Source organism: Candidatus Polarisedimenticolaceae bacterium, assembly GCA_036275915.1.
Classification (GTDB): domain Bacteria; phylum Acidobacteriota; class Polarisedimenticolia; order Polarisedimenticolales; family DASRJG01; genus DASRJG01.
Window position 1 is genome coordinate 221199 of the sequence record DASUCV010000018.1, and the last position, 25297, is coordinate 246495.

The 25297-nt window shown below is 69.7% G+C and carries 21 protein-coding genes; 17 read left to right on the plus strand and 4 right to left on the minus strand.

Annotation, left to right across the window (positions count from 1 at the left end; translation table 11 throughout):
* The first annotated feature begins 15 nt into the window (after nt 1-15).
* The 3 genes from VFV19_14560 to VFV19_14570 are packed head-to-tail and all read left to right on the plus strand — an operon-like array spanning nt 16 to nt 8237.
* Nucleotides 16-870 carry a TraR/DksA family transcriptional regulator gene (locus VFV19_14560; protein HEX4825522.1) on the plus strand — a complete coding sequence of 285 codons (855 nt, stop codon included), beginning with the start codon at nt 16-18 and terminating at the stop codon, nt 868-870.
* 6 nt (nt 871-876) lie between these two features.
* Nucleotides 877-2052: a class I SAM-dependent rRNA methyltransferase gene (locus tag VFV19_14565; protein HEX4825523.1), complete on the plus strand. Its 1176-nt coding sequence runs from the start codon at nt 877-879 to the stop codon at nt 2050-2052.
* Nucleotides 2049-8237, plus strand: coding sequence for a translocation/assembly module TamB domain-containing protein (locus VFV19_14570; protein ID HEX4825524.1), 6189 nt, complete (start codon nt 2049-2051; stop codon nt 8235-8237). Before VFV19_14565 ends, VFV19_14570 begins: the two co-directional genes overlap by 4 nt.
* 98 nt (nt 8238-8335) lie before the next feature.
* On the opposite strand, the gene VFV19_14575 is transcribed toward VFV19_14570, so the two are convergent.
* Nucleotides 8336-8695, minus strand: a complete 360-nt coding sequence (locus VFV19_14575) for a sigma-70 family RNA polymerase sigma factor (protein ID HEX4825525.1) — start codon at nt 8693-8695, stop codon at nt 8336-8338.
* A gap of 249 nt (nt 8696-8944) precedes the next feature.
* Between VFV19_14575 and mutL the strand changes: the two genes are divergently transcribed.
* Together mutL and VFV19_14585 are read left to right on the plus strand one after the other, a co-directional pair.
* On the plus strand, nt 8945-10654 hold the full coding sequence (gene mutL / locus VFV19_14580) for a DNA mismatch repair endonuclease MutL (GenBank protein HEX4825526.1): 1710 nt from the start codon (nt 8945-8947) through the stop codon (nt 10652-10654).
* A gap of 32 nt (nt 10655-10686) precedes the next feature.
* The gene (locus VFV19_14585; protein ID HEX4825527.1) at nt 10687-11388 is read left to right on the plus strand and encodes a lytic transglycosylase domain-containing protein; all 702 of its coding nucleotides are present in this window, start codon (nt 10687-10689) and stop codon (nt 11386-11388) included.
* Here the strand turns inward: VFV19_14585 and VFV19_14590 are convergent.
* Nucleotides 11370-12500: a hypothetical protein gene (locus tag VFV19_14590; GenBank protein HEX4825528.1), complete on the minus strand. Its 1131-nt coding sequence runs from the start codon at nt 12498-12500 to the stop codon at nt 11370-11372. The genes VFV19_14585 and VFV19_14590 overlap by 19 nt on opposite strands.
* Nucleotides 12497-13813, minus strand: coding sequence for a hypothetical protein (locus tag VFV19_14595; protein HEX4825529.1), 1317 nt, complete (start codon nt 13811-13813; stop codon nt 12497-12499). Before VFV19_14595 ends, VFV19_14590 begins: the two co-directional genes overlap by 4 nt.
* Before the next feature lie 105 nt (nt 13814-13918).
* On the opposite strand from VFV19_14595, the gene VFV19_14600 reads away from it, so the two are divergent.
* From VFV19_14600 to VFV19_14645, 10 genes are all read left to right on the plus strand, one after another.
* Nucleotides 13919-15403, plus strand: coding sequence for a DUF4388 domain-containing protein (locus VFV19_14600; GenBank protein ID HEX4825530.1), 1485 nt, complete (start codon nt 13919-13921; stop codon nt 15401-15403).
* A gap of 174 nt (nt 15404-15577) precedes the next feature.
* The gene (locus tag VFV19_14605) at nt 15578-16006 is read left to right on the plus strand and encodes a DUF177 domain-containing protein (GenBank protein ID HEX4825531.1); all 429 of its coding nucleotides are present in this window, start codon (nt 15578-15580) and stop codon (nt 16004-16006) included.
* Nucleotides 16007-16030: 24 nt separating this feature from the next.
* Entirely contained in the window at nt 16031-16213 is a 183-nt protein-coding gene (gene rpmF / locus VFV19_14610) for a 50S ribosomal protein L32 (GenBank protein ID HEX4825532.1), read from the plus strand.
* A 116-nt stretch (nt 16214-16329) separates the two neighbouring features.
* Entirely contained in the window at nt 16330-17259 is a 930-nt protein-coding gene (locus VFV19_14615) for a beta-ketoacyl-ACP synthase III (protein ID HEX4825533.1), read from the plus strand.
* The gene (gene fabD / locus VFV19_14620; GenBank protein ID HEX4825534.1) at nt 17256-18191 is read left to right on the plus strand and encodes an ACP S-malonyltransferase; all 936 of its coding nucleotides are present in this window, start codon (nt 17256-17258) and stop codon (nt 18189-18191) included. The genes VFV19_14615 and fabD overlap by 4 nt, the downstream gene beginning before the upstream one ends.
* A gap of 2 nt (nt 18192-18193) precedes the next feature.
* Nucleotides 18194-18940 carry a 3-oxoacyl-ACP reductase FabG gene (gene fabG / locus VFV19_14625; protein ID HEX4825535.1) on the plus strand — a complete coding sequence of 249 codons (747 nt, stop codon included), beginning with the start codon at nt 18194-18196 and terminating at the stop codon, nt 18938-18940.
* A 56-nt stretch (nt 18941-18996) separates the two neighbouring features.
* Entirely contained in the window at nt 18997-19236 is a 240-nt protein-coding gene (gene acpP / locus VFV19_14630; protein HEX4825536.1) for an acyl carrier protein, read from the plus strand.
* 2 nt (nt 19237-19238) lie between these two features.
* Nucleotides 19239-20480 carry a beta-ketoacyl-ACP synthase II gene (gene fabF / locus VFV19_14635; GenBank protein HEX4825537.1) on the plus strand — a complete coding sequence of 414 codons (1242 nt, stop codon included), beginning with the start codon at nt 19239-19241 and terminating at the stop codon, nt 20478-20480.
* Nucleotides 20477-21241, plus strand: coding sequence for an electron transfer flavoprotein subunit beta/FixA family protein (locus VFV19_14640; protein ID HEX4825538.1), 765 nt, complete (start codon nt 20477-20479; stop codon nt 21239-21241). The genes fabF and VFV19_14640 overlap by 4 nt, the downstream gene beginning before the upstream one ends.
* The gene (locus VFV19_14645) at nt 21241-22215 is read left to right on the plus strand and encodes an electron transfer flavoprotein subunit alpha/FixB family protein (protein ID HEX4825539.1); all 975 of its coding nucleotides are present in this window, start codon (nt 21241-21243) and stop codon (nt 22213-22215) included. Before VFV19_14640 ends, VFV19_14645 begins: the two co-directional genes overlap by 1 nt.
* Nucleotides 22216-22220: 5 nt before the next feature.
* Here VFV19_14645 and VFV19_14650 read toward each other — a convergent pair whose 3' ends face one another.
* Entirely contained in the window at nt 22221-23294 is a 1074-nt protein-coding gene (locus tag VFV19_14650; protein HEX4825540.1) for a hypothetical protein, read from the minus strand.
* A gap of 124 nt (nt 23295-23418) precedes the next feature.
* Between VFV19_14650 and hprK the strand changes: the two genes are divergently transcribed.
* The gene (gene hprK, locus VFV19_14655) at nt 23419-24432 is read left to right on the plus strand and encodes an HPr(Ser) kinase/phosphatase (protein HEX4825541.1); all 1014 of its coding nucleotides are present in this window, start codon (nt 23419-23421) and stop codon (nt 24430-24432) included.
* Between the two features lies 1 nt (nt 24433).
* Nucleotides 24434-25297, plus strand: a complete 864-nt coding sequence (gene rapZ / locus VFV19_14660) for an RNase adapter RapZ (protein ID HEX4825542.1) — start codon at nt 24434-24436, stop codon at nt 25295-25297.

Consider the following 25297-nt stretch of genomic DNA (forward strand, 5'->3'; position numbering starts at 1 on the left):
TTTCGAGGTTTCCTGATGAAAGCGAAGCCTTCGAAGGTCAAGACGGCCCCCGCCAAGGCGGGGAAGGTCATGGCGAAGAAAGTGGCACCCGCGAAACCCGCCGCCCTCAAGGCGGCTCCGAAGAAAGCGGCCGCGCCGAAGGCGCCGGTCAAGCCCGTCGCCGCGAAAGCCTCGGCGAAGCCGGTCGTGAAGGCAGGCGCCAAGGGCGCGCCGGTCAAGCCGCCGGCGAAGGTCGCCGGGAAGATCGTGCCGAAGATCGCGGTCAAGGTCCCGAAATTCGGCTCGAAGAAAGAGGCTGCCGCCCCGGCCGAGGCGCCGAGGGCCCCGATCCGCCGCATCCCGAAGCCCGCCTCCGTGGCGGCGCGTCGCAAAGAGGCGGCACACTTCCGCGAGATCCTGCTCCGGAAGCGGCAGCAGCTCATGCACGCCTACTCGATCAGCAAGGGCGATTCCCAATCGGACCTCGACAACGGCACCGAGGACTACGTCGACTACGCGGTCAACTCCTACGCGCGCGAGTTCCTCCTCTCGCTCACCGAGCTCGACCGCAAGCAGCTCCTCATGGTCGAGGAGGCGTTGAACCGGATCGACCGCGGCGAGTTCGGTTACTGCCAGCAGTGCGGCGAGGAGATCAACAAGAAGCGACTCGAGGTGCAGCCCTGGGCGCGGCACTGCGTGCGCTGCCAGGAGCTCGAGGAGAAGGGCATCCTGCCGCAGTACCCGACCGCCGGCGGCGAGGACGAGGAGTTCGCAGAGGAGCCGGAAGAGGCCGCGCCGGCCGAGGAAGAGGCCGAGGCCGAGGCGGAGGTCGAGGACGACGCGCTCGAGGACGAGCCGCTCGTCGTGGACGGCGACGACTCCGAAGAGTAGGGCCTCATGACGGCGCCCGCGGTCACGCTGCACCCGCGCGGTGTCCGGCGCCTCACCACCCGCCATCCCTGGATCTTCGCCGACGACGTCCGCTCGGCGGACGGCGCGGCCCACGGCGACGTCGTGCGGCTCGCCGATTCCCAGGGGCGCGGGCTCGGCTACGGGTTCTTCTCCTCGCGCTCCAAGATCACGCTACGCGTTCTCACCCTCGAGGACGCGCTCCCGGACGTGACGTTCTTCGCGCGCCGGATCGACCTCGCCTTGGCACGGCGCGCGGCGCTCGAGCGGTGGGAGGCCCGGCGCCTCCTCTTCGCGGAGAGCGACGGGATCCCGGGCTTCATCGCCGACATCTACGGGACGCACCTCGTCGTCCAGGCGACGACCGCCGCCACCGAGCGTCTCCTCCCGTCGCTGGTCGCGCTGCTCAGGGAGCGCCTCCCGATCGACTCGGCGCTCGCGCGAAACGATGCCTCGGTCCGGCGCCTCGAAGGCCTCGGTCGCGAGGTCGTGCCGGTCTTCGGCACGACGCCGGAGCGCGTCGTCGTCGGCGAGGGCGCGATCCGCTATGCGGCGGACCCCTGGCGCGGACAGAAGACGGGGGCGTTCCTCGATCAGCGCGAGAATCGTCTGGTGTGCGGAACCCACGCCAAGGGGCGGGTCCTCGATGCGTTCTCCTACCACGGCTCGTTCGCGCTCCACGCGGCCCGCGCCGCCCGGGAAGTCGTCGCGGTCGACGCGTCGGCCGACGCGCTCGCGCGGGGGCGCGAGAACGCACGGGAGAACGGCCTGACGAACGTGACCTTCGTCGAGGGGAACGTCTTCGACGACCTGCGCGCGCGCGCCGACCGCGGCGAGCGTTTCGATCTCGTGCTCCTGGACCCGCCCGCCTTCGCCAAGAGCCGCGTCGACGTGCCGGCCGCGCGTCGCGGCTACAAGGATGTCAACCTCCGCGGATTCCGCGTCCTGGCGCCGGGCGGCGTGCTCATGACCTCGTCGTGCTCGTACCACATGGACGAGACCGAGTTCGAGCACGTCGTCCGCGACGCGGCGGCGGACGCCGGACGCGACGTCGTCGTTCTCGAGCGGCGCGGCCAGGCCGCCGATCACCCCGTGCGGCTCGCGTTCCCCGAGAGCCGCTATCTCAAGTGTCTCGTGCTGCGGGACGCGGGGGCCGCACCTTGAGGCGTTTCGCCGCCCTCGCGGTCGCGGCGCTCGCCGCGGCCGGACCTTCACTCGCGGCGCAAGACGACGCGCCGGAGCGCTCCGCGTCGTGGCTGCAACGCCGCCTCGAAGCGGGGCTCGAGAAGGCGCTCGGTGGAACGGTCCGCATCGGCCGCATGGACGTCGATTGGACCGGGCTTTCCGCCGACGTCGGCGACGTCGCGATCGAGATCCCCGCGGAAGGCGCGCCGCCTCTCACGGCGACGATCGCATCGGGTCGCATCCGTCTCGCGTGGGAAGGGCTCGCCGGGATCGCCGGCGGCCGCATCCACATCTCGGACGTCGAGGCGAAGGGGGCGACGTTCTCTCTGAGCCGTGCGTGGATCGACGCGTGGCGCCCCAAGCCCGGCCCCGAGAAGGCGGGGGTCGAGGTCCGCATCGACCGCCTCACCGTCTCGGGCGCCACGGCGGTCTATGCCGACGAGGGCGTGCACACGATCGTCCGCGCGACCGACCTGAGCTTGAAAGGCGACTGGTCGACCGCGCGGCGCTCGCTCGTCGCGGAGGCGACCACCCAGGCGACGGTCGAGGCGCCGTTCTTCAAGGTGCCGTGGACCGCGAGCGTCCGAAGCGGGCTCAGGCTCGGTCCCGGCCGCCTGGAGATCACCGGCGCGACCGCCGAGGGACCCGGCGTCTCGGGCGAGCTTCGAGGCAACGTGACGTGGGGAGCGGGGACGTCGTTCACCGCGGAAGGGCGCGTCGACGCCGAGCTGGCCCGGCTGCTCCCGTCGCTCACCGGGCCTCACGGGCTCGCGGGACACGCGACCGGTCCGTTCCAGATCGTCTTCGTCGGCGGAGCGCCGATCAAGGTGGCGCTCCAGGCGCAGACGACCGGCTTCGCGGTCGGCCCGGTGACGACGGCGAGCGCGGCCGCCTCCCTCACGCTCCGGCCGGGTCGCCTCGACGTCGAGGCGATCGACGCGCGCGCGTACGGCGGGCGGTTCACCGGCACCGTCGGGCTCGCGTTCGGGCAGGCGACGACCCTGACGCTCGACGTCGCGGGCAAGGGCGCCGACGCCGGCGCCGTGACCGCGCTCACCGGAAAGACGCTGCCTCTCGCCGCGGCAACCGACCTGACCTTGGCGCTCAGCGGCGATCCGGGAAGGATCGCGTCGTGGGTGGGCCGCGGCACCTTCCAGGCGTCGCCGCTGAAGGGCCCCGGAACGCGCGTGCCGGTCGGCGGGAAGGGCACGCTCGAATTCGCCTCGGGCCGCGTGACGCTCGCGAGCGGCAACCTCGTCTCCGGCCCCTCGTCGTTCGCGCTGTCGCTCGTCTCCGAGCTCGGCCTGTCGCCGGCGACGACCCATCTCGAGGTGTCGGGGACGACGGACGACGGGGCCGCGACCCAGCAGGACGTGATCCGGATCCTGGAGGCGCTCGGCGTGGGGGCCAACCGCATCGTCAGGGAGCCGGTCGCGGGAGCGGGAAGCTTCCGCACGGACGTCCGTTCGGGCGCGTCGACCCAATTCGGCCTCGGGCTCGATCTCGTCAACGGCTCGTGGTCGGGCGAGCCGTTCGATCACGCCGTCCTCGATCTCGCCGTCGACCCGAAGCAGATCGCGATCTCCCGCCTCACGGTCGAGCGGGGCCAGGAGCGGGCCGACGGCCACCTCCGGTTCGACGCGGCGACGGGGCATCTCGCCGAGGCCGCCATCAAGGCGAGCGGCGTGTCGATCGCGGCCGTGGCGCGGCGGTTCGGCCTCACGGTCCCCGTCTCGGGACGGCTCGCGCTCGACGTTGCCGGCGACATGATCGACGGGGCCTTCGCCGCGCAGGGGACGCTGCACGCCGAGGGGATCATCGTGGGGAACGAGATCTTCGACACGGTCGACGCGCCGTTCGTCGTGGAGAACGGGATCGCGCATCTCGATCCCGTCACGGTCGTGAGCCACGGTCTCGAGGGGCGACTGCGCGTGGCCTACGACCTCGACGCCGCGCGCGCCGACGTCGACGTCCTCGAGGCGACGCTCGACCTCGCGTCGAGCCGCTCGCTCGCCGAGGCGGGACTCGTCGCGCAGGGCACGCTCCGCGCGCGCGGTCCGCTCTCGATCGGACGCGACGGGCCGTCGGGTTTCCTGACGGTGAGCGCGAACGAGTTCGTCCTCGACACGCGCAAGACCGGCGTGCGCGAGCTGAGGCTCGGCGACTTCTCCGGTGGCGCCGAGCTCGCGCCCTCCGGGCTGACGCTCGCCGTGGCGGCCGATCCCGAGCCGGTGTGGACGTTCGAGAGTGTCCTCGGCTGGTCGTCGGCGCTGCCGGTCTCCGCGGTCCTCTACTTCGACGACCTCACGGTCGGCGCGGGGGGGGCGTTCGGAGAGAGCGCGGATCTGCGCCTCAAAGGGCAGATCCAGGCGGACGGGGAGCTGACCTCGCCGAAGGCGCTCGAGGTCAACGGGGCGTTCGACGATGTGGCGGTGCGGGTCGGGCCGACGACCTTGAGGTCGGTCGCGGCATTCCCCCTCAAACTCGACAGCGGTCAGTTCGTCCTGGGCCCCAGCCGCTTCGAGGGGGAAGGCGCCAGCCTGAATCTCTCGGCGCAGGGGTCGGTCGAAGGCGGCGCCTTCTCCGCGCGCCTGGAAGGGCGGCTCGATCTCGCGATCGTGTCGTCGTTCTTGTCGGACCTGCGCGGTGCGGGACCGATGACGATCGACGCGACCGTGGGCGGCACGTTCGATCGCCCGGATCTGCGGGGGCGCGTCCTCGTCGAGGACGGCCGCGTGCGGCTCATCGGTTATCCCCAGTCGCTCGAGCACATCGACGCCGAGGCGATCTTCGAAGGCCAGACCCTCCGCCTCGGCAACTTCCACGCGGCTCTCGGTGGGGGCGAGATCACCGCCACGGGGACGACGACGTTCACCGGGCTGACCCCGTCGTCCTACGAGGCGACGTTCGAGGTCGCGAACGTCAGCGCCACCTTTCCCGAAGGGTTCAAGGGGACCTACCAAGGGCGGGTGAAGGTCGCGGGCGCCCGCCGCGGGGCGAACGTCACGGGCCGCATCGAGGTCGTCCGCGGACTCTACGCGCGCGAGTTCGACCTCTCGTTCACGTCGGCGTCGCACCGCGAGTTCGGCGAGGCCGGCGAATCGCGCTTCCCGCGGAACATCTTCCTCGATGTCGACGTCGTCGCTCCGGGAAACGTCTGGATCCGCAACGACATCGCCAAGCTCGAGATCGAGGGAAGCCTTCACGTCGGCGGCGAGGTGGCGCGGCCGGAGATGACGGGGAGGATCTCGCTCGTTCCCGGCGGGACGATCCGGTACCGCGACGTCGACTACCGCCTGGAGTACGGCACGCTCGACCTCACCGACACCCGCCGGATCAACCCCTACGTCGACATCCTCGGCACCACGCGCGTCGGCGAGTACAACGTGACGCTGCACGTCGAGGGGACGGCCGACAAGTTCGAGTACGAGCTGACCTCGCTTCCGCCGTTGTCGTCCCAGGACATCATCTCGCTGCTCGTCACGGGGAAGACCCTCGACGCGATCAATGCCTCGGGCGCCGCCGCGGCGCTGCCGACCGACATGGCGGCGTACTACTTCGCCGGCCTCTTGACCGAGACGTTCGGGCACACGATCCAGAGCTCGCTGGGGATCGACCAGTTCGCGATCACGCCTCTCCTCCTCAAGGGCGAAGGCGACCCGACCGCGCGCGTGACCGTGGGCAAGCGCGTCAGCGACAAGGTCAAGGTCATCTTCTCCCAGGACATCGGAACGGCGCAGAAACAGACCTACCAGATCGTCACCGACGTGACGCGCCGCGTGCGGCTCATCGCCGAGAGCGACAGCGAGTCGGGCCTCGGCGGCGAGGTCCAGTATTCCCAGCAGTTCGGGGGTGCGCCGCGGACGAAGGACGCGGTCAAGGCCTCCGAGAGTGCGCTCCCTCCGGGGCCGATCGGGTCTGTCGCCGTCGTTCCGACCGACGGGCCCGCGCGCCCCGATCTGGCGAAGCGATCGAAGCTGAAAGCGGGCAAGCCGTTCGACCGCGCGAAGATGCTCGAGGGCGGCGACCGGATCCGGGCGGCGCTCGTGAAGGAGGGCTTCGTGCAATCGGACGTGCGCTCGGAGCCCGGACGCGACGAGACGACCGGCGTCTACAACGTCGTCTATCACATCACCCCCGGTCCTCGGGTCGTCGTCCAGGTCGTCACACCCGACCACAAGAAGGAGAAGTCGATCCGGAAGAAGCTGCGCGCGTTCTGGCGGGAGACGCCCTACACCCCCGACATCTGGGACGAGGCGTCGAAGGCGCTCCTGGACGACCTCCAGGGGGACGGCTACTACGCGACCGACATCGCGTGGCACGCGATCGACACCGCGGCCGGCCGCACGGTGAGGTTCAACGTCGATCGAGGGAAGCCGGTACGCCTTCGCTCCCTCACGTTCGACGGCGTGACCTCTCTTCCTCTCTCACGGATCGAGTCGCAGATGGAGTCGCTCCGGAAGAAGAGCCTGACGAAGCGTCTCTTGCGCCCCGAGGTCCTCACGCAAGATGTGGGAACCGTTCGCGCCCTCTACCGCGACGAAGGGTTCGTGCAGGTCCGCGTGGCACTGCCGCAGATCACGCTCGCGGCGACCGGCGATGCCGCCGACGTCCGCATCGCGGTCGACGAGGGCACGCGGTTCAGCGTGGGCGAGATTGCGTTCCAGGGCGACGCTCCGTACGGCGACGACATCCTCACGGAGTGGTCGCCGCTCAAGGCGGGCACGACCTTCTCGCCGCGCCGCCTCGCCGTGGCGGAGCAGGCGCTGCACGACAAGCTCGACGAGCGGGGTTACCCCGACGCGACCGTCGACTCCGGGGTCGTCCTGGGCGCGGATCGGGCCGACGTGTCGTTCGACCTCGGTGCCGAGGGGAAGAAGACCGTCGGCGCGGTCGTCTTCGAAGGCAACAAGGTGACGAAGCACCGCACGATGGCGAAGGCGCTCACCTTCGGTGAGGGCGACCCGGTCTCGCGGAACGCGCTCCTCAAGACGCAGCAGAACCTCTACCGGACCGGTTTGTTCTCCTCGGTGAAGCTGACCTTCGAGCCGCTGCCGGGCGAGGACCCGTCGCTCCAGGAGGTCCGCGTGCGGGTCGAGGAGGCACCGCCGTGGAGCATGGGGTTCGGCCTCGGCTACGACTCCCAGGACGGCCCGCGCGCGAGCTTCCTGCTCGGCTATTCGAACCTGGGCGGGCGCAACGTCGGCGTCGCGTTCCAGGGCCTGGCGAGCCCGAACGACAGCCGCGCGCAGGTCACCGTCCGTCACCGGCGCGTCTTCCACAACTCGATCGATTCGCTCGGCTCGCTGCTGTGGGAGCGCACCGTGCAGGACGCGTTCACCGAGTGGCGGAACTCAGCGTCGGTCCGCCTCGAGCGCCGTCCGTCGCCGCGGTGGATCCAGTACATCCGTTACACGATCGAGGATGTCCGGATCGGAAACGATCCCGACGCGGTGGCGGCGATCGACGAGATCTTCGCCGACAAGCTCTCCGCGATCCGCCTCGGGAGCTTCGGGCTCGGGATCGTCCGCGATTCGCGGGACGACGCCTTCTCGACGACGCGCGGAGCCTACGGCTCGATCGAGACGAGCGTCTTCGCGCGTCCGCTCGGCTCGCAAGCGTCGTTCGCGACCCTCTTCCTCCGGGGCTCGTGGACCAAGAGCTTCCGCAACGGGACCCGCTTCGCGACCTTCCTCCGGATCGGCGCCGAGCAGCCGTTCGGGGACACCGACCTCGTCCCCCTGTCCGAGCGATACTTCGCCGGCGGCGCCTCCACGATGCGCGGCTTCTCCCTCGACTCGGTCGGCGGGCTCCACTTCTGCCTGGTGTCGAACCCGCCCGCCCCTGAGACCGTCGTGCAGTGCCAAGGGAACGATCCCAACGTGCGGTCGTTCAACGCCGGTGGCGAGGCCCTTCTGCTCGTCAACGAGGAATACCACTTCCCGTTGTGGAAGGCGCTCCACGGCGAGGTCTTCCTCGACGTCGGCAACGTCTACCCGACGATCTCCGACTTCGATCCGACCGACGTGCGCTCCGACGCCGGGCTCGGCCTCAGGCTCGACACCCCGATCGGGCCGATCCGGGTCGAATACGGATGGAAGCTCGATCGCCGCGAAGGCGAGAGCCCCGGCGAATTCGTGTTCGCGATCGGATTGCTGTTCTAGGAGGGGGTGCGCCCGCCGTCGGCGAAGCGGGGGATTGGGGGGGGGAGCCGACGGCGGACGCTGGGGGACGGCCCGCGGGAGCAAGTCCCGCGCGCCGATCAGGCCAATGAGAATCTCAGGTTCGTGCGATGGGGCCGCAGCGAGGCGCGGAGTTTGTCCTTCGCCTCGCGCTCGAGCTGGCGGACCCGCTCGCGGCTCAGGTTGAGGTTCTTCCCGATCTCTTCGAGCGTCTGCTCCTGACCGCCGAGGAGACCGAACCGGTTGCGGATGATGTGGAGCTCACGCTCGTCGAGACGGTCGAGCGCACGATGGACGAGCGCGCCGACCTCTTGGTTGTAGATTCGCTCTTCCTGGCTTTCGGAGTTGGGATCGGCCAGGAGCGTCGCGAGACGACACTCTTCATCGCGGTCGACGTAATCGTCGATCGAGAGCTCTTTCTGCAGCAGCGGGAAGATCATCTCGGTCTCCTTCGCGACCCCTCGCAATCCCTTAAAGCAACTCGTGTGCCGGATGCGAATCCGTGTGCCGCCGGTTGCTGCAAAGGCGCGGCAGACCGTTTTTCCCCGTCGTGGCGCGTCGAATCGTGTAAGTCGCACGTTACGTTCGACTCCTCCGCTTCGATGGGGATTACGGCCCTTTCGGCGTCATGCTGCCTACCTGGCGTTCGGCTTGTCGGCCCCATGCAAGAATGGCGCGCCGGAGGCCGCTTGGGCACGATTCGCGTTCTCGACGACCAGCTCGCCAATCGGATCGCCGCCGGCGAGGTCGTCGAGCGGCCGGCTTCGGTCGTCAAGGAGCTCGTCGAGAACGCGCTCGACGCGCGGGCAACCCGCATCGACATCGTCCTCGAGGACGGCGGCCGGCGGCGCATCGTCGTCGCCGACGACGGGATCGGGATGGACCGCGACGATGCGCTCCTCGCGCTCGAGCGTCACGCCACGAGCAAGCTCCGGCGCTTCGAGGACTTGGACGCGATCGCGACGCTCGGCTTCCGAGGGGAAGCGCTGCCGAGCATCGCCTCCGTCAGCCGGATGCTCCTCCGGACCGCGGCGGTGGACGGCGAGGGCACAGAGATCGAGGTGCGCGGGGGACGGATCGCGTCGGTCGACGGGCACGCACGCGCGCGGGGAACGACGATCGAGATCGGCGGGCTCTTCTTCAACGTCCCGGCCCGCCGGAAGTTCCTCCGGGCCGCGGCGACCGAGCTCGCGCACGCCGCGCGGATCGTCGGCCAGCTCGCGCTCGCGCACCCGCAGGTCCGGTTCCGCCTCGAGCACGGCGGGCGGGCGGTGCTCGACGCGCCGTCCGCATCGAGCCTCGACGAGAGGGCGGCGCAGGTGCTCGGGCGCGAGAGGACGGCGTCGTTCGTTCCGTTCGAAACGCGCCCCGGAATGCTCCGTGTCTTCGGGCTCGCCGGCCGGCCGGTCGATGCCACGCCGCGGCGGGACACGCAGTATTTCTTCGTGAACGGCCGGCCCGTCGCCGACCGGACCCTCGCGCATGCGGTCACATCCGCCTTCGGGCAGACGGTGGCGCGCGGCCTCCATCCGGCGGCCGTGCTCTTCGTCGAGGTCGAGCCGTCCCGCGTCGACGTGAACGTGCACCCGCAGAAGACCGAGGTCCGCTTCGCCCGCGCGTCCGAGATCCACGACGCGGTCCGGGACGCAGTCGTCTCGGCGCTCGCGAAGGAAGGGGTCGTCCCGACGTACGCCGAGCTGCGCACGTCGTCGTCAGCGGTGGGCTCGGTCGCCGTCCTCGAGCCGCCGCGTGTCTGGTCCGCCCCGCCGGCCGCGGAGCGAAGCTTCCTCGACGACGACGGCCCCGCCGCCGAGCCCGGCCGCGTCGCCGTGCCTCTCGCGCAGTACCGCGACTCCTACATCGTGGCGCAGGACGCGCAGGGGCTCGTCCTCGTCGATCAGCACGTCGCGCACGAGCGGGTCCTCTACGAGCGTTACCTCGACGACGCCGAGCGTGGCGAGGTCGCGGTCCAGCGCCTGCTGTTTCCGAAGACGATCGACCTCACCCCCGAGGAGGCGGCGATTCTCGAGGGCGAGTCTCCCGAGCTCGTGCGGCTCGGCTTTCCTCACGAGCCGTTCGGCGATCGCGCGGTGAAGCTCGACGGTGTCCCGGCATTCGCCAAGGACGTCGCGCCGGAGCGGCTGTTTCGTTCGCTCATCGGGGAGGCGGCCCGCACGAAGACCGCGGCGACCGGCGATCCGGATCTCAGGCGGCGCCTGGTGACCTCCGCCGCCTGTCAGGCCGCGATCAAGGTCAACTACCCCCTGACGAGGGAGGGGATGCAGCGTCTTCTGGACGATCTGTTCAAGACGCAGAATCCGACGACATGCCCGCACGGACGCCCCATTTTGTTCCGTTTGACCCTCGAGGAGATCGAGCGGGCGTTCCGGCGCCGTTGACGGCGGCGGCTCAGCCCCGTATAACCCTAACGATGCGTCGCGGGGCAATCATCCTGTCCACCGTCCTTCTCTGCTCGGCGCGGGCTCGCGCGACCGACCTCGTCATGTTCGAGGACGGGCGAGGGATCCGGGTTCGGGCGATCGACGTGGCCGACGGTGTCGCGCAGCTCACCCTTGAAGACGGCGGCACGGTCGGCGTGCCGCTGCTCTCGGTGGTCTCGATCGAGCGCGCGGTCGACCCGGGCGACCTGCTCCCTCAAGCCCCGCCGCCCGACACGGAAGCCGCGGTGCGCCTCGCCGACGCCTTGCGGACAGGGGAGAAGTGGCGCGAGGCGGCGGGCAAGTACGCCGACATCCTCGCGGCGGCGGCCGACCGGCATTCGATCGATCGCGCGCTCCTCGCGGCGGTCGCCAAGATCGAGTCGAATTTCAATCCGTTCGCGATCTCGCCGCGCGGTGCCTGCGGGTTCCTGCAGCTCATGCCGAAGACCGCCAAACGGTTCGGCGTCAAGAGCGTCTTCGACGTCGAGCAGAACGTCGAGGGCGGCGCCGCCTACCTGCGCTGGCTGCTCGACCGGTTCGACGGCCGCATCGACCTCGCCCTCGCCGGCTACAACGCGGGTGAGGGGGCGGTCGACAAGCATCACGGGATCCCGCCGTTCGCCGAGACGCAGTGGTACGTGATCAAGGTCCTCGACAATGCGTCGAAGACCGGTCAGTCCGCGCCGCGCTGAGCCGCGCCGAGGACCCCCCGCACGAAAGGCACGACCGGATCGGCGGCGATCGCCGGTCCGGGGCCGCTGCCGATCAGGCGCCAGCCCGTGCTGCCGTCGGCGAGGAGGAGCGACTCGCCATGGGGCAGGTCGGCGGAGGCGCTCTCGCGCGCGAGACGCGCCCAGCCGTGGGTGACATAAGCCGATTCCGACACCGCGCACCACGTCGCGGAAAGCGCCTGGGCGCGAGCGACGAGCGGGCTCGTCGCCGGGGAACCGCGATGCGCGTCGATCGCCTCGTGGACGAGACGCTCGGAGCGGGCGACGAACGCCGCGTCTCCGTCGATCGCCATCGCGAGCCGCCCGCCCGCCGAGGCGGCCCTGAAGAGCCCGACGGGCACGTCGCGGTAGCGCGCGATCGAGGCGCGGTCGGTGAGGGCGGCGAGCGCGAAGACAGTGTCGAAGAGCGACCGCAGGCGATCGGAGCGCTTCAGCTCGACGGCGACGAGGGCCTCGGGGGCGCCCCCGGGCGGCGGCTCGTAGAGCGCGAACAGCACGAGCCCGCCGAGGTCCTCGGCGAGCTGCGCGCGGAGCGGACGTCCCAGCACACGCTCCGCGAGATCGGCGCGGGCGCGCCAGTCGTCGAGCGCAGCGCCGCCGAAGTCCGGGTCGGCGAGCCTCGCGGGCACGATGCGCGCGGCTTCGACGGCGCTGGGCGTGCCCGGAAGCGTGCCCCACAGCGCCGAGGACGAAGGTCCCCGAACGTCGCGATCGAGCAGGGAGAAGACGGCGGCGTCGTCGAGCCGCCAGCTCTCCCCGTTCGCGCGGATCTCACCGCGCGCGCGAGCGGGCAATGCGTCTCCGAGCTTGGAGAGCCCGTGCTCGGTGAGGCGCTCGCGCAGGAGGGCCGGGGGCGCCAGGTCGAGACGGAGCGTTCCGTCGGACGTGCGCTCGGCGGCGAGGAGCGCCCCGGCGGGCACGATCGACCGGTAATAGGGCACGGTCCGGAGAAGCGCATGCGGATCTCCGGGATGTGCGTCCGGTGCCGTGCCGCGCACGGCGAACCGCCAGACGGCAACGGCGGCGATGACGAGAACGACGAGCGCGAGCGTCGCCGCGAGGCGACGGCTCATGCGCCGGCCCGGAACGGCGCCTGCTGGTAGAAGACCGCCGCGTCCTTCGCCGCGAAGCCTGGCGTGTCGGCCGCGCGCTTGTAGTACTCGATCGCTTTCGCGCGATCACCCATGAGATCCGCGGCCTGTCCCTGGCGGAGCTGGCATCCCGCTTTGACGGCGGGCGGCAGCGGCCCGTTCGCCGCGCGCTCGAGCAGGGTGATCGCTTCGCCGGGTTTCCCCTGGCGCAGCTGCGCGTCGCCCGCGATGAGCGCCAGGACCGGCCGCTCGGGGGCGGCATCGGCGAGCGCGATCAGGTGACCCGCGTCGGCCGGAATCGTCTTCCAGTCGATCCCTTCCGCGAGCTTCTGCGCCGCCGCCTCGATCTGCAAGAGGTCTCTCGTGATCGACGCCGTCAGGCCGTTTCCCGACGCGAGGGCCGCATGCGCCGTCGCCCGCGCCCGATCGGGGCGGAGGGCGCCGAACTCGGCGCGCGCGCGCAGGAGGTCGATCGAGCGCAGGACGACCGGATCGACGTCCCGGAGCGTCGCCGCACGCTCCGCCGCCTTCGTGAGCGCGGCGATCGCCGCGTCGTTGCGTCCGAGCGAGATGTCGAGGCGCGCGGAGGCGTAGAGGCTTGCGATCGCGTCGGGAGCCGCCTGGAGGAGGAGATCCCGCTGCTCGAGGGCGCGCGCGTACTGCTGCTCGTGGCGCTGCGCATAAAGGGTGATGAGAAGGATGCGTGCCTCGAACGCGAAGTGCGGGCTCTCGCGGGCGGCCGTTTCGAGCTGCTCGATCCCGCGCTCGCGGTTGCCGGCCGGAATGAACAGGAGCGCGCGCAAGCCTTTGACGAACGACGGGAGCGCGTCGGCCATGTAGTTGTAGGTGCCGAGGCCGAAGTACGCGTCGCTGGCTTGCGCCCCGTCGCGGACCGCCTCCTCGAGGGTCTTCTTCGCCTTCTTCGCCTCGAACGCCGCCGCCATCGGCCGCTTCTGCCAGGCACGGAGCTGGGCGAGGAGCAGGTGAGCGTTCCCGCTCCACAGGAGCGTGTCGTCGTCCTCCGCGGCCACGACCCCGTTGAGCTGGTGCTCGAAGAGAGCCTGGAGCTCGAGATTGTCGTCGTCGAACACGAGGCGCCACCACGTGATGAATGCCGCGAGGAAGCGGCGCTCCACGTCGTCACCGGCCGCCGCGTTCTTCTCGACCGCCGCAGCGAATCGGGCGTCGTGGAGCAGGCTGGAATAGGCGGTTTGGTCGTGGTCGGCCGCCCGCGCCGGGGGGGCCGCCGCCGCACAAAACACCGCGCCCACGACAATCCAGGCCGCCGTTCTCACGCGACTTTCCTTTCCGTCGGCGATCTCTATATTGTGATGCGGGGGACATTATAGGTTCGTCGACGCGGGGGAGCCGGGCTCCTGCGCCACTGGGGTGATGCCGGGATGCAGGCCACGTTCAGCAGCCAGACGCTCGCGGAGATCTTCCGCGATCTCTACCTGGGAGAGCGCTCGGGAGTCCTCGAGCTCTCTCGCAGCGGCGTCGACAAGAGGATCTTCTTCGATCGCGGCATGATCCTCTTCGCTGAGTCGAACGCGGACGACGAAGACCTCGGCCGCCGGCTCGTCAACGAAGGCAAGATCTCGCCGGGGGCGCTCGCCGAGGCGCGGCGCAACATCAGCGAGTCGAAGGATCTCGCCCAGGCCCTCGTCAACCGGGGTCTGATCGGCAAGGAGACCCTCTCGCACACGGTGAGGTATCTCGTCGAGCGGGTCGTTCAGTCCTCGTTCCAGTGGGAGGGCGGCACGGCCCGCTTCAGCGACGGCTGGCTGCTGCAGGAGATCTTCGAGAGCGACATCCTCCTCACCTTCGAGGTCATCCTCGGCGGGATCGGCTCGATGGTCGAATTCGGCCCGATCCAGGAGGCGATGAAGGGGCTCGACAACCGGCTCAAGCTCCGCCGCCCGACGCCGGTGCCGATCGAGCGGCTCGCTCTCTCGCCGGCACACGGCTACATCCTGTCGCGCATCGACGGCACGTCGAAGCTCGACGACATCCTGGCGCTCCTCCCTCCCGGAGAGGAGGGGCTGACGTGCCGGTTCCTGTACGGCCTCCTCGTCATGGGGGTCGTGGTCTACGACCCGCCGGTCGGGGAAGGGCCGTTCCGGGTCGGCGCGATCCTGCGCGACCACGCCGACGCGGTCGCGCTCGAGCGGGTGCAGGAGAAGCTCATCCTCGAGACCTACGAAGGGCTGAAGAACAAGAACCCCCAGGAGATCCTCGGCCTCACGTCGCAGAACGTCACGCGTGAGGCGGTCGAGCGCGCGTACCAAGACGCCAAGGACCTCGTCAGCCGCGACCGCATCCTGCCGCGCATCCGCGAAAAACTGCGCTCGGAGCTCGGGCTCATCGAGAGCCGCCTCGTCGAGGCGTATCTGACCCTGACCCAGGCGCGCAGCGAGCCGAAGGCGGTGGAAGCGGGCAGCGGAGTCGGCGAGTCGCACGTCGACGGGATGCTCGTGCGCGTCGAGATGGACAAGACCCGGAACAAGATGGCGGTCGAGGAGAACGCGCGCCTGGCGGAGCAGTACTACGCGAAGGCGAAGAAGTTCCTCCGCGAGGCCGACTACTACAACGCCATCCAGTACGGGAAGCTCGCGATCAGCTACGCGCCCGAGGACGCCCGCTTCTACTTCCTGCTCGGCGAGTGCCAGGTCAAGAATCCCGACCAGCGGTGGCAGCGCATGGCCGAGCAGAACTATTTGAAGGCCGCCGAGCTCGACCAGTGGAACGTCGAGTATCGGGTCTCGCTCGGGAAGTTCTACAAGCGTCGCGGGCTCAAGCTCCGGGCCAAGAAGCAGTTCGAGGAGGCCCTCCAGCTCTCGCCGACGCACGAGGCCGCGCTCAAGGAGCTCGAAGCGCTCGCCTGATTTCCCCGTCCCGCCGCGCTTTTATTGACAGCCGAAGGCCCCTTGCTATAATCCGCGGTCTTCGGAAAGCACATGTTCATTGATATTAATAGTCTAGGGCCCGAAGGCCTCGCCTTCGAGCGCTCACTTCGCTTGGACGGTCTCGAAGGGCCGAGCCGCGAACGTTTGCCGGTCGTGCCGGCGCGCCTCGCGGGCTCGCTCAGTCCGGGAGGGCGCGGGCCGCATCTCGAGGGAAGCCTCGAGGCGGTCGTACCGCTCACGTGCAGCCGCTGCCTCGAGCCGTTTCCTTGGAGCGTCCACTCGGACTTCGACCTGGTCGTAGTGCGGGAGGAACCGGCGCTCGCCGAGGACGACGACGAACTCGATGAGGACGCCGCGGAGGCGCTCGTCGCCCCCGAGGGAAAGATCGGGCTCGAAGACTTGGCCAAGGAACAGCTCTACCTCAACCTTCCCCTGAAACCGATCTGCCGGCCCGATTGCAAGGGGTTGTGCACCTCCTGCGGCGCCAACCGCAACACGACGACCTGCGGCTGCGCGACCGAAGCCGTCGACCCCCGCATGGCGCCGCTGCTCGAGTTCCGCAAGAAGAAGATCGACTCCTAGCGCTCGCGCGCACGAGGTCCTCCGATGCCGAATCCCAAGAGACGTCACTCTCGCGCGAGGCGCGACAAGCGTCGCGCGCACGACGCGCTGGCTCAGCCCGGCGTGTCCGTGTGCCCCAATTGCCAGGAGCGCAAGCTCCCGCACCGCGTGTGCCCGCACTGCGGCCACTACAAGGGCCGCGAGGTCGTCGAGCCGCCGTCAGCCTGACCTGACGAGGGGGGTATGATCGGCCGCCGCGCCCGCTCCTTCGGCGTGGAGGAGGGTGGATGGGGAGTCGCAGCGCCATCGTGACGGGGACCGGTATGAGTGTCCCCGAGCGCGTGATGACGAATCATGACCTCGAGCGCATCGTCGAGACGAGCGACGATTGGATCCGCACCCGGACCGGCATCCGTGAGCGGCGGATCGCCGAACCGCACGAGTACATGTCGCAGTTCGCCATCGAGGCCGGCCGGCGCGCCGTCGACATGGCCGGTCTGACCCCCGAAGCGATCGAGATCATCATCTGCGCCACGGTGACCCCCGACGTCCCGATTCCGGCGACGGCCTGTTTCATCCAGCACGGGCTCGGCTGCAAGAACGCGGCCGCCTTCGACATGTCGGCAGGCTGCTCGGGCTTCATCTACGCGCAATCGGTCGCGAAGCAGTTCATCGTCAGCGGCCGATGCAAGCACGTGCTCGTCATCGGCGCGGAGCTCCTGAGCAAGTTCCTCGATTGGACCGACCGCACGACCTGCGTCATCTTCGCCGACGGCGCCGGCGCCGCGGTGATGAGCGAGGGCGAGGAGCCGCGCGGCGTCCTCGCCTCGGCCATGCACACCGACGGCAGCATGAGCGACTTCATCTGCATGGAAGGTGGCGGATCGCGGTATCCGGCGAGCGCCGAAACCGTCGCGGCGGGCAAGCACTTCATCACGATGCGCGGGAACGAGACGTTCAAGATCGCGGTGCGCTCGCTCGAGGACGTTTCGCGCGAAGTGCTCGCGAAGGCCGGACTGACACCGGACGACGTCACGTGGTTCATCCCGCACCAGGCGAACCTGCGGATCCTCTCCGCGGTCGGCGATCGCCTCGGCATCCCGGCCGAGCGGTCATGGGTCAACGTCGACCGTTACGGCAACACCTCGGCGGCGTCGATCCCGATCGCGCTCGACGAGGCGGTGCGCGCGGGGAAGGTCAAGCGCGGCGACGTCGTGCTCATGGCGGCGTTCGGCGCGGGGCTGACCTGGGCGGCCTCGGTGGTGCGCTGGTGAAGTCGTTCGTCGCGCTGTTTCCGGGCCAGGGATCTCAGTATCCGGGGATGGGGAAGGACCTCGCCGCCGATCCCGTGGCCGCTTCGGTGTTCGCCGAGGCCGACGCCGCGCTTGGCGAGCCGCTGAGCGAGACGTGCTTCGGCGGGACCGAGGCCGAGCTGGCGCGGACCGAGACGACGCAGCCGGCGATCCTCACGGTCGCCGTCGCGGCGTTCCGGCTCTACCTCGCGCGCGGCGGCCAGCCGCCTGCGGCGGCCGCCGGGCATTCGCTGGGCGAGTACGCGGCGCACGTCGCCGCGGGAACGCTCGGTTTCACGGACGCCGTGACGACCGTCCGCCGGCGCGGCCGTTTCATGCAGGAGGCCGTGCCCGCGGGCACAGGAGCGATGGCGGCGATCCTCGGGCTCGAACGTGCGATCCTCGAGCGTCTCTGTCTCGAGGAGGCGAAGGGTGAGATCGTCTCGTGCGCGAACTTCAACGGCGCGGGTCAGATCGTCGTCGCGGGCCATGCCGCGGCCGTCGCGCGCGTGGCCGCCGCGGCGTCGGCGGCCGGAGCGAAGCGGGCACTGCCGCTCCCGGTGAGCGCACCGTTCCATTGCGCCCTCATGGAGCCGGCGGCGCGGAGACTCTCCGAGGTCCTCTCCCGGATCGCGTTCGCCGATCCGTCGATCCCGGTCTACACGAACGTCGACGCCGCCCCGGTGGCTGCGGGCGACGTCGCGCGCGACGCGCTCGTCCGCCAGGTCGCCTCGTGCGTCCAATGGGAGGACGAGGTGGTGCGCATGGTCGACGATGGCCACGACACGTTCATCGAGTTCGGCCCCGGCAAGGTCCTCTCGAACCTCGTGCGCCGGATCCGGAAGGACGCGACGGTGCTCTCGGTGTCCGATCGTGCCGGTATCGACGCCGCCCTCGCGACCGTGGAGGCCTGATCGTGGAACGACCGTTCGAGGGGAAGACGGCGCTCGTCACCGGCGGCTCGCGAGGGATCGGGCGGGCGATCGCGGTCGAGCTCGCGCGGAAGGGCGCTTCGGTCGTCGTCGGGGCGAGGACGCGCGAGGCCGCGGCCGTGACAGCCGACGCCATCACGTCCTCCGGGGGGCAGGCCGTCCCCCTGGCCCTCGACATCGCGGACGCGGCATCGGTAGAATCCGCGCTCGGAGGGCTGCTCAAGGAGCGTGCTACACTCCCGCTCCTCGTCAACAATGCCGGGGTCACTCGGGACAATCTCCTCATGAGGATGAAGCCTGAGGAGTGGGCTCAAGTGATCGAAACGAACCTCACGGGGATCTACCGGCTGTGTCGCGCCGTCGTCCCCTCCATGGTCAAAGCGCGTTACGGGAGAATCGTGAACGTCACGTCGGTGGTGGCTCGTATCGGGAACGCAGGCCAGGTGAACTACGCCGCGTCGAAGGCGGGTATCGAGGGGTTCACCCGCTCGCTCGCCCGCGAGCTCGCGTCGCGCAACGTCACGGCGAACTGCGTCGCGCCCGGGTTCATCGACACCGACATGACGGCCGCGCTCACGGAGAAGCAGCGCGAGGCGCTCCTGGCACAGGTGCCGCTCGGCCGCCTCGGGACGGGAGACGACGTCGCCCACGCGGTATCGTGGCTCCTGAGCGACGCCGCTTCCTACGTCACGGGGATCACGCTGGACGTCAACGGCGGCATGGCGATGTGAATTTCCGCGCGCGGGGGGATGCCCTCGCACGCGATTCAGGACGGAGGATTGCAGGGATGGCTTCCATCGAAGACAAGGTCAAGCACATCATCGTGGAGCAGCTGGGCGTCGACGAGGACGAGGTCAAGCCCGAGGCCCACTTCGTGGACGACTTGGGTGCCGACTCGCTCGACGTCGTCGAGCTCGTCATGGCTCTCGAAGAGGCGTTCGGTCTCGAGATCTCCGACGAGGACGCCGAGAAGCTCACCACCGTGAAGCAGGCCGTCGATTACATCGGGGCCCACGCCAAGGTCTGACCTTGCGCCGCCGCGTCGTCATCACCGGGCTGGGAGTGGTGTCTCCCCTCGGCCTGGACACGCCGTCCACCTGGGAGGCGCTCCTCGCCGGCAAGAGCGGGATCGGCCCGATCACCGGGTTCGACGCCTCCGCGTTCACCTCGCGCATCGCCGGAGAGGTCCACGGCTTCGTTCCGGAGAACTACGTCGACCGGAAGGAAGTCAAGAAGATGGACACGTTCATCCACTTCGCGATCGCCGCGTCGAAGGAGGCGATGGCCGATTCGGGCCTCGTCGTCGACGCGTCGAACGCCGAGCGCGTGGGCGTGTACATCGGGTCGGGGATCGGCGGCCTCCACATGCACGAGTCGACCCACAAGGACTACCTCGAGCGCGGGCCGCGGCGGATCTCCCCTTTCTTCATCCCGGGGATGATCATCAACCTCGCCGCGGGCCAGGTGTCGATCCTCTTCGGCGCCAAGGGACCGAACCTCGCCGTCGCGACCGCGTGCGCCACCGGCAACCACGCGATCGGCGAGGCGATGCGCCTCATCCGTGAAGATTACGCCGACGCGATGATCGCGGGCGGAACCGATGCCGGCGTCACGCCGCTCGCCCTCGGCGGGTTCTGCGCGATGAAGGCGCTCTCGACGCGAAACGACGACCCGCCGAAGGCCAGCCGTCCGTTCGACGCCGAGCGCGACGGGTTCGTCATGGGCGACGGCGCGGGGATCCTCGTCCTCGAGGAGCGCGACCGCGCGATCGCGCGCGGGGCGCGCATCTACGCCGAGCTCGCGGGCTACGGCCTGTCGGGCGACGCCTACCACATCTCGGCGCCCTCGGAGAACGGCGAGGGGGCCGCGCGCGCGATGCGCGGCGCCCTGAAGGACGCCGGCCTCGCCCCCGAGACGGTCGACTACATCAACGCCCACGGGACCTCGACGCCGGTCGGAGACAAGATCGAGACGCAGGCGGTCAAGACCGTCTTCGGCGACCATGCGAGGAAGCTGGCGGTGTCGTCGACGAAGTCGATGACGGGGCACCTCCTGGGCGCGGCGGGCGGCCTCGAGAGCGCGATCACGACCCTCGCCGTCTACCACGGCGAGATCCCGCCGACGATCAACTACGAGCACCCCGATCCCGCGTGCGATCTCGACTACGTGCCGAACGTGTCGCGCAAGGTCGCGCTCCGGGCGGCGCTCAACAACTCCTTCGGGTTCGGCGGGACGAACGCATCGCTCCTGACGATCCGGCACGACGCATGAAGATCGCGGTCTGCATCAAGCACGTCCCGGACACCGAGGCGAAGATCAAGATCGCCGCGGACGGCACGAGCCCCGACCTCGCCGGCGTCAAGATGATCATCTCGCCTTACGACGAGTACGCGCTCGAGGAGGCGCTCCTCCTCAAAGAGGCCGGCGCCGTGCAGGAGGTCGTCGTCGTCGGGGCGGGGGACGACGGAGCGGCGGCATCTCTCCGCCAGGCGCTCGCGATGGGCGCGGACCGCGCGGTGCACGTCCAGGCCCCCGCCCTCGCCGGCGCGGATGCTCTCGGACGGGCGTCGACCCTCGCCGCGGCGCTTCGCGTCGAGAATCCCGATCTCGTCTTCACCGGCAAGACGGGCGTCGGCGACGACGAGAGCCAGGTCGGCCCGATGCTCGGCGAGCTCCTCGACCGCCCGCAGGTCGGCTCGGTCTTCAAGATGACGCTCGCCGCCGGCCGCTTCACCGCCTTCCGCGGGATCGAGGGCGCGGTCGAGGTCGTCGAAGGCTCCCTGCCTGCCGTCATCTCGTGGGACAAGGGCGAGCACGAGCCGCGCTACGCCTCCCTCAAGGGAATCATGGCGGCGAAGAAGAAGCCGCTCGCGGTGGTCGCCCCGGAGGCGCCTGCCAAGGCGCGCCACGTCGTGCGCGAATCGCTCACGCTCCCGCCGCCGAGGCCGCAGGGGAGGCTCCTCCCCGGCTCGCCGCAAGAGGCCGCGCGCGATCTCGCGCGCCTCCTGCGCGACGAAGCGAAGGTGATCTGATGGGTGCGATCCTCGTCTTCCTCGAACGCCGGGAGGGGAAGGTCAAGCCCGCGGGCCTCCAGGCGCTGTCGCTCGCCGCACGTCTCTCGAGCGGCGATCCCGTCGCCGCTCTGGCGCTGGGCACGGGTGCCTCCGAAGCCGCGGCGGCGGCCGGCGCTCACGGGGCGAAGCAGCTCGTGGTCGCGGAGGACGCGGTGTACGACGCGTTCCCGGTCGAAGCGATCGCGCACGCGCTCGCCGCCGCAGCGAAGCAGGTCTCCTCGGACACGATCCTCGTTCCCGGCACGACGCTCGGCCGCGACGCCGCCGCCCGCGCCGCGGCGCGGCTCGACACGGGACTCCTCTCGGACGTCGTCGAGCTCGAGCGGCAGTCGGGAGGCGCGCTCCGCGGCAGGCGGCCGATCTACTCGGGCAAGGCGGATGCCTGGGAGTCGATCCCCTCCGCGCGCCCCGCAATGGCAACCCTGCGACCCAACGTCTTCCCGGCGGCTCCGGGCGCCGGCGGTCCGGCGGAGATCGTGCGCCTCGACCATCAGGCGCCCGCCGCCCGCGCCGTCGTCGTCCGCACCGAGCTTCCGGCCAGCCAGGAGATCGACGTCGCCGAGGCCTCGATCATCGTGAGCGGCGGGCGCGGCCTCAAGGAGCCGGCGAACTTCGCTCTGATCCGAGGGCTCGCGGACGCGCTCGGCGGCGCCGTCGGCGCCTCGCGCGCGGTCGTCGACGCCGGCTGGATCTCGCACGCCCACCAGGTGGGTCAGACCGGCAAAGTCGTCTCGCCGAGCCTCTACGTCGCGTGCGGGATCTCCGGCGCGATCCAGCACCTCGCCGGCATGTCGAGCTCGAAGGTCATCGTCGCCATCAACAAAGATCCTGACGCGCCGATCTTCAAGGCCGCGACCTACGGGATCGTCGGCGACCTCTTCGAGGTGGTGCCGACGTTGACGGAAGAGATCAAGAAAGTTCGAGCGAGCTAGCTTCCCTAGACTTCATCGAAGAAGTACGGCCTCAAGCACTGGATCCGCTGCTCGTAGTCCTTCGGGTAGAGGAACCAGGTCGTGGCGGAGACCGAGGAGAGCAGAGAGTTTCCGTCCTGCGGCGTGAAGCAATAGCCGACGATCTCCGTCTCGTTCCGCACCGCGACCGTCGGCCACGACACGACCGTGACGTTCAAGATGCGCCCGTAATGGCCGTAGTCGCGCCCGAACGAGAACACGGTGTTCGCGGAGTTCTTGTAGGTCACCGACATCCGGTCGTTCCGCTTCACGAACTCGAGCAGGCGCTCCTTCGTCACCGCCTTCTTCAGGCGGATGTCGAAGAAGATCGTGTGCATGTACTGCGTGTTGAGCACGACGGCCGACGAGAAGACGTTGAAGTCGTACCCCATCGTGTTGAAGAGGTGCCAGGCGTCGCGCGCGTGGTGGGTTCCGAAACGGGGATCCTTGTGCTTGCCGACCTCGGGCGAGGCGACGAAGCTGTCGTCCTGGGAGAGGTCGGACGCGCGCCTCATGCACACGAATCGCCCCTCGACAAGGTTGTCGGGGCCGCCGTCCTGGAGCGCCAGGGTGTCGATCAGAATCGACAGGTTGTGCGTGTTGCACGAGACGACCTGGACGAACTGGTCCTCGCCGCGCTTGAGCGCGTTGTCGTTGATGCCGCGCGCGTAGGGCTTCCCGAAGCCGAACTCGCTTCCCTGCGCGATGAAGCCGAGCGTGTTGTGGGTGAACTTGCTGTAGAACTCGTTCTTGTTCGCGATGCCGACGCCCGACGGCGTGCAGTCGATGACGACGGCGGCGCGTTCGAGGGCCTCCATCGCCTCGTAGGTCGGGTTCATGCCGAGGTCCTGGAACCCCTTCTTCGCGCCGGCGTCGACGCAGAGCTTCGCGCCCCGCTTCATCAGGGTGACGACCTTCGAGCGATCGTGGAGGAGGGGGGTCCTCTTGTGAAAGGTCACCTCGTCGATGCCGAGGGGCTCTTTCATCTGCGTGAGGAGCCCGATCAGCGGCTCGCCGATGGTGCCCGTGCCGATGACATGAACGATCGCGTTGCCCGCCATGGCGTTCTCCGGTCTCGAAGTGCTTTCGCGCGGTAAGCGTCCGCCGTGACGGGCGACTATGACATCCGGCGGGAAGAGGCGTCAAGCGGGCTGCTAGAATCGGGGCGCCGTTCTGAGGAGGCACGTGAGCGGAAACGACAGCAGCGCGATCCCTTCGATCACGATCGGCGAGATGCTCGTGGACGACGCCGCGTCGGCGCTCGGGCTCACGCTCCTCGCCGGAGCGATGGGGCTCGAGAACGTCGTCGACCGGCCCCGCATCCAGAAGCCGGGCCTCGCCCTCGCGGGTTTCCTCGAGTACGTGCACCCCGGACGGATCCAGATCCTGGGCAAGTCGGAGATCAGCTACATCTCCGAGCGCGCCGCCGCCGAGCGCTCGCGGATCGTGTCGCAGTTCTGCCGGCAGGGGGCGAGCTGCTTCGTCGTCACCGCCGGCTTGACGCCGCCCGACGAGCTCGTGCAAGAGGCCGAGCGGAACGGAGTGCCGCTCCTCCGCACGGAGCTGTCGTCGTCGTCCGCGATCGAGCTTCTCACGCGCTACCTCGAAGACCGCCTGGCGCCCCGCGCCGTCGTCCACGGCGTCCTCCTCGACATCTACGGGCTGGGCGTGCTCCTCCTCGGCGACAGCGGCGTCGGGAAGAGCGAGTGCGCGATCGATCTCGTCGTGCGCGGCCACCGCCTCGTGTCGGACGATGTCGTCGAGATCCGCCGCCGCGGCGACGCCCTCGTCGGGACCGGCCCGGAGCTGACCCGCTACCACATGGAGCTGCGCGGGGTCGGGATCATCAATGTCAAGGAGCTGTTCGGGGTCGCCTCGGTGCGGCTCACGAAGTTCGTCGAGTTCGTCATCAAGCTCGACCCATGGAAGCCCGGGAAGCGCTACGACCGGCTGGGGCTGGACGAGCAGCGCCACGAGATCCTCGGGGCGCCGCTGCCGTACGTCGAGATGCCGGTCGGGCCCGGGCGCAACCTCTCGGTGCTCATCGAGGTGGCCGCACGGAACCATCTCCTCAAGCTCAAGGGTTACCACCCGGCGCGCGAGCTGGCGCGCCGCCTCGGCGAGCGAATGCAGCCGACGCCCTCGGACGCCGATTCCGACCCGATGCCCGACCGCGAGCCGGGGGACGGAGAGGCCTGAGGTGGAGCGGCTCATCGTCATCACCGGGCTCTCGGGTTCGGGGAAGTCGCTCGCCGCCCGTTGTCTCGAGGACATGACGTTCTTCTGCGTCGACAACCTCCCGGTCAACCTGATCTTCCAGTTCTACGAGCTCCTCCAGCGATCGGGCGGCGCGATCCCGCGAGGTGCCATCGTCGTCGACGCGCGCGAGCGCGAGTTCCTTCACGCGTTCCCAGAGACGCTCGCCTCGCTCAAGGCGAAGGGCGCGCCGGTCGCGCTCCTCTTCTTCGAGTGCACCGACGAGATCCTGAAGCGCCGCTTCAGCGAGAGCCGCCGCCCCCACCCGATGCAGGAGCCGGGTGGCTCGCTCGAGAAGGCGATTGCCGACGAGCGCTCGATCCTGAGGCCGCTTCGCGACGAGGCCGACCGCATCATCGACACGAGCCGCTTCACCGCACACGAGCTGCGCGCTTTTCTCAAAGCGGCGTTCGGGGAGAGCTCGTCGCCGACCTCGCTCAACGTGCACCTGGTGTCGTTCGGGTTCAAGTACGGCGTTCCCGCCGAGGCCGATCTCCTCTTCGACGTCCGCTTCTTGCCGAACCCGTACTTCGTCGAGCGCCTCCGCCCGCTGAACGGCATGGACACCGAGGTGAAGGCCTTCCTGGACGCCCTCCCGGAGACGCAGCCGTTCGTCCAGAAGGTGAACGACCTGCTCGATTTCCTCATCCCGCGCTACGCGTCCGAGGGGAAGAGCTACCTCACGATCACGATCGGCTGCACGGGCGGCAAGCACCGCTCGGTGGCGCTCGCCGAGACGATCCGCGAACACTTGAACGCCGGCGGCGTGCCGGTCTCGGTGACCCATCGCGACCTCGGGAAGGAGTGA

What these genes read in the sequence shown, in the direction of transcription:
- VFV19_14560 (HEX4825522.1), top strand. Translation starts at nt 16, where the DNA reads ATGAAAGCGAAGCCTTCGAAGGTCAAGACGGCCCCCGCCAAGGCGGGG.
- VFV19_14565 (HEX4825523.1), top strand. Translation starts at nt 877, where the DNA reads ATGACGGCGCCCGCGGTCACGCTGCACCCGCGCGGTGTCCGGCGCCTC.
- VFV19_14575 (HEX4825525.1), bottom strand. Translation starts at nt 8,695, where the DNA reads ATGATCTTCCCGCTGCTGCAGAAAGAGCTCTCGATCGACGATTACGTC.
- VFV19_14585 (HEX4825527.1), top strand. Translation starts at nt 10,687, where the DNA reads ATGCGTCGCGGGGCAATCATCCTGTCCACCGTCCTTCTCTGCTCGGCG.
- VFV19_14590 (HEX4825528.1), bottom strand. Translation starts at nt 12,500, where the DNA reads ATGAGCCGTCGCCTCGCGGCGACGCTCGCGCTCGTCGTTCTCGTCATC.
- VFV19_14600 (HEX4825530.1), top strand. Translation starts at nt 13,919, where the DNA reads ATGCAGGCCACGTTCAGCAGCCAGACGCTCGCGGAGATCTTCCGCGAT.
- rpmF (HEX4825532.1), top strand. Translation starts at nt 16,031, where the DNA reads ATGCCGAATCCCAAGAGACGTCACTCTCGCGCGAGGCGCGACAAGCGT.
- VFV19_14615 (HEX4825533.1), top strand. Translation starts at nt 16,330, where the DNA reads ATGACGAATCATGACCTCGAGCGCATCGTCGAGACGAGCGACGATTGG.
- acpP (HEX4825536.1), top strand. Translation starts at nt 18,997, where the DNA reads ATGGCTTCCATCGAAGACAAGGTCAAGCACATCATCGTGGAGCAGCTG.
- VFV19_14640 (HEX4825538.1), top strand. Translation starts at nt 20,477, where the DNA reads ATGAAGATCGCGGTCTGCATCAAGCACGTCCCGGACACCGAGGCGAAG.
- VFV19_14645 (HEX4825539.1), top strand. Translation starts at nt 21,241, where the DNA reads ATGGGTGCGATCCTCGTCTTCCTCGAACGCCGGGAGGGGAAGGTCAAG.
- VFV19_14650 (HEX4825540.1), bottom strand. Translation starts at nt 23,294, where the DNA reads ATGGCGGGCAACGCGATCGTTCATGTCATCGGCACGGGCACCATCGGC.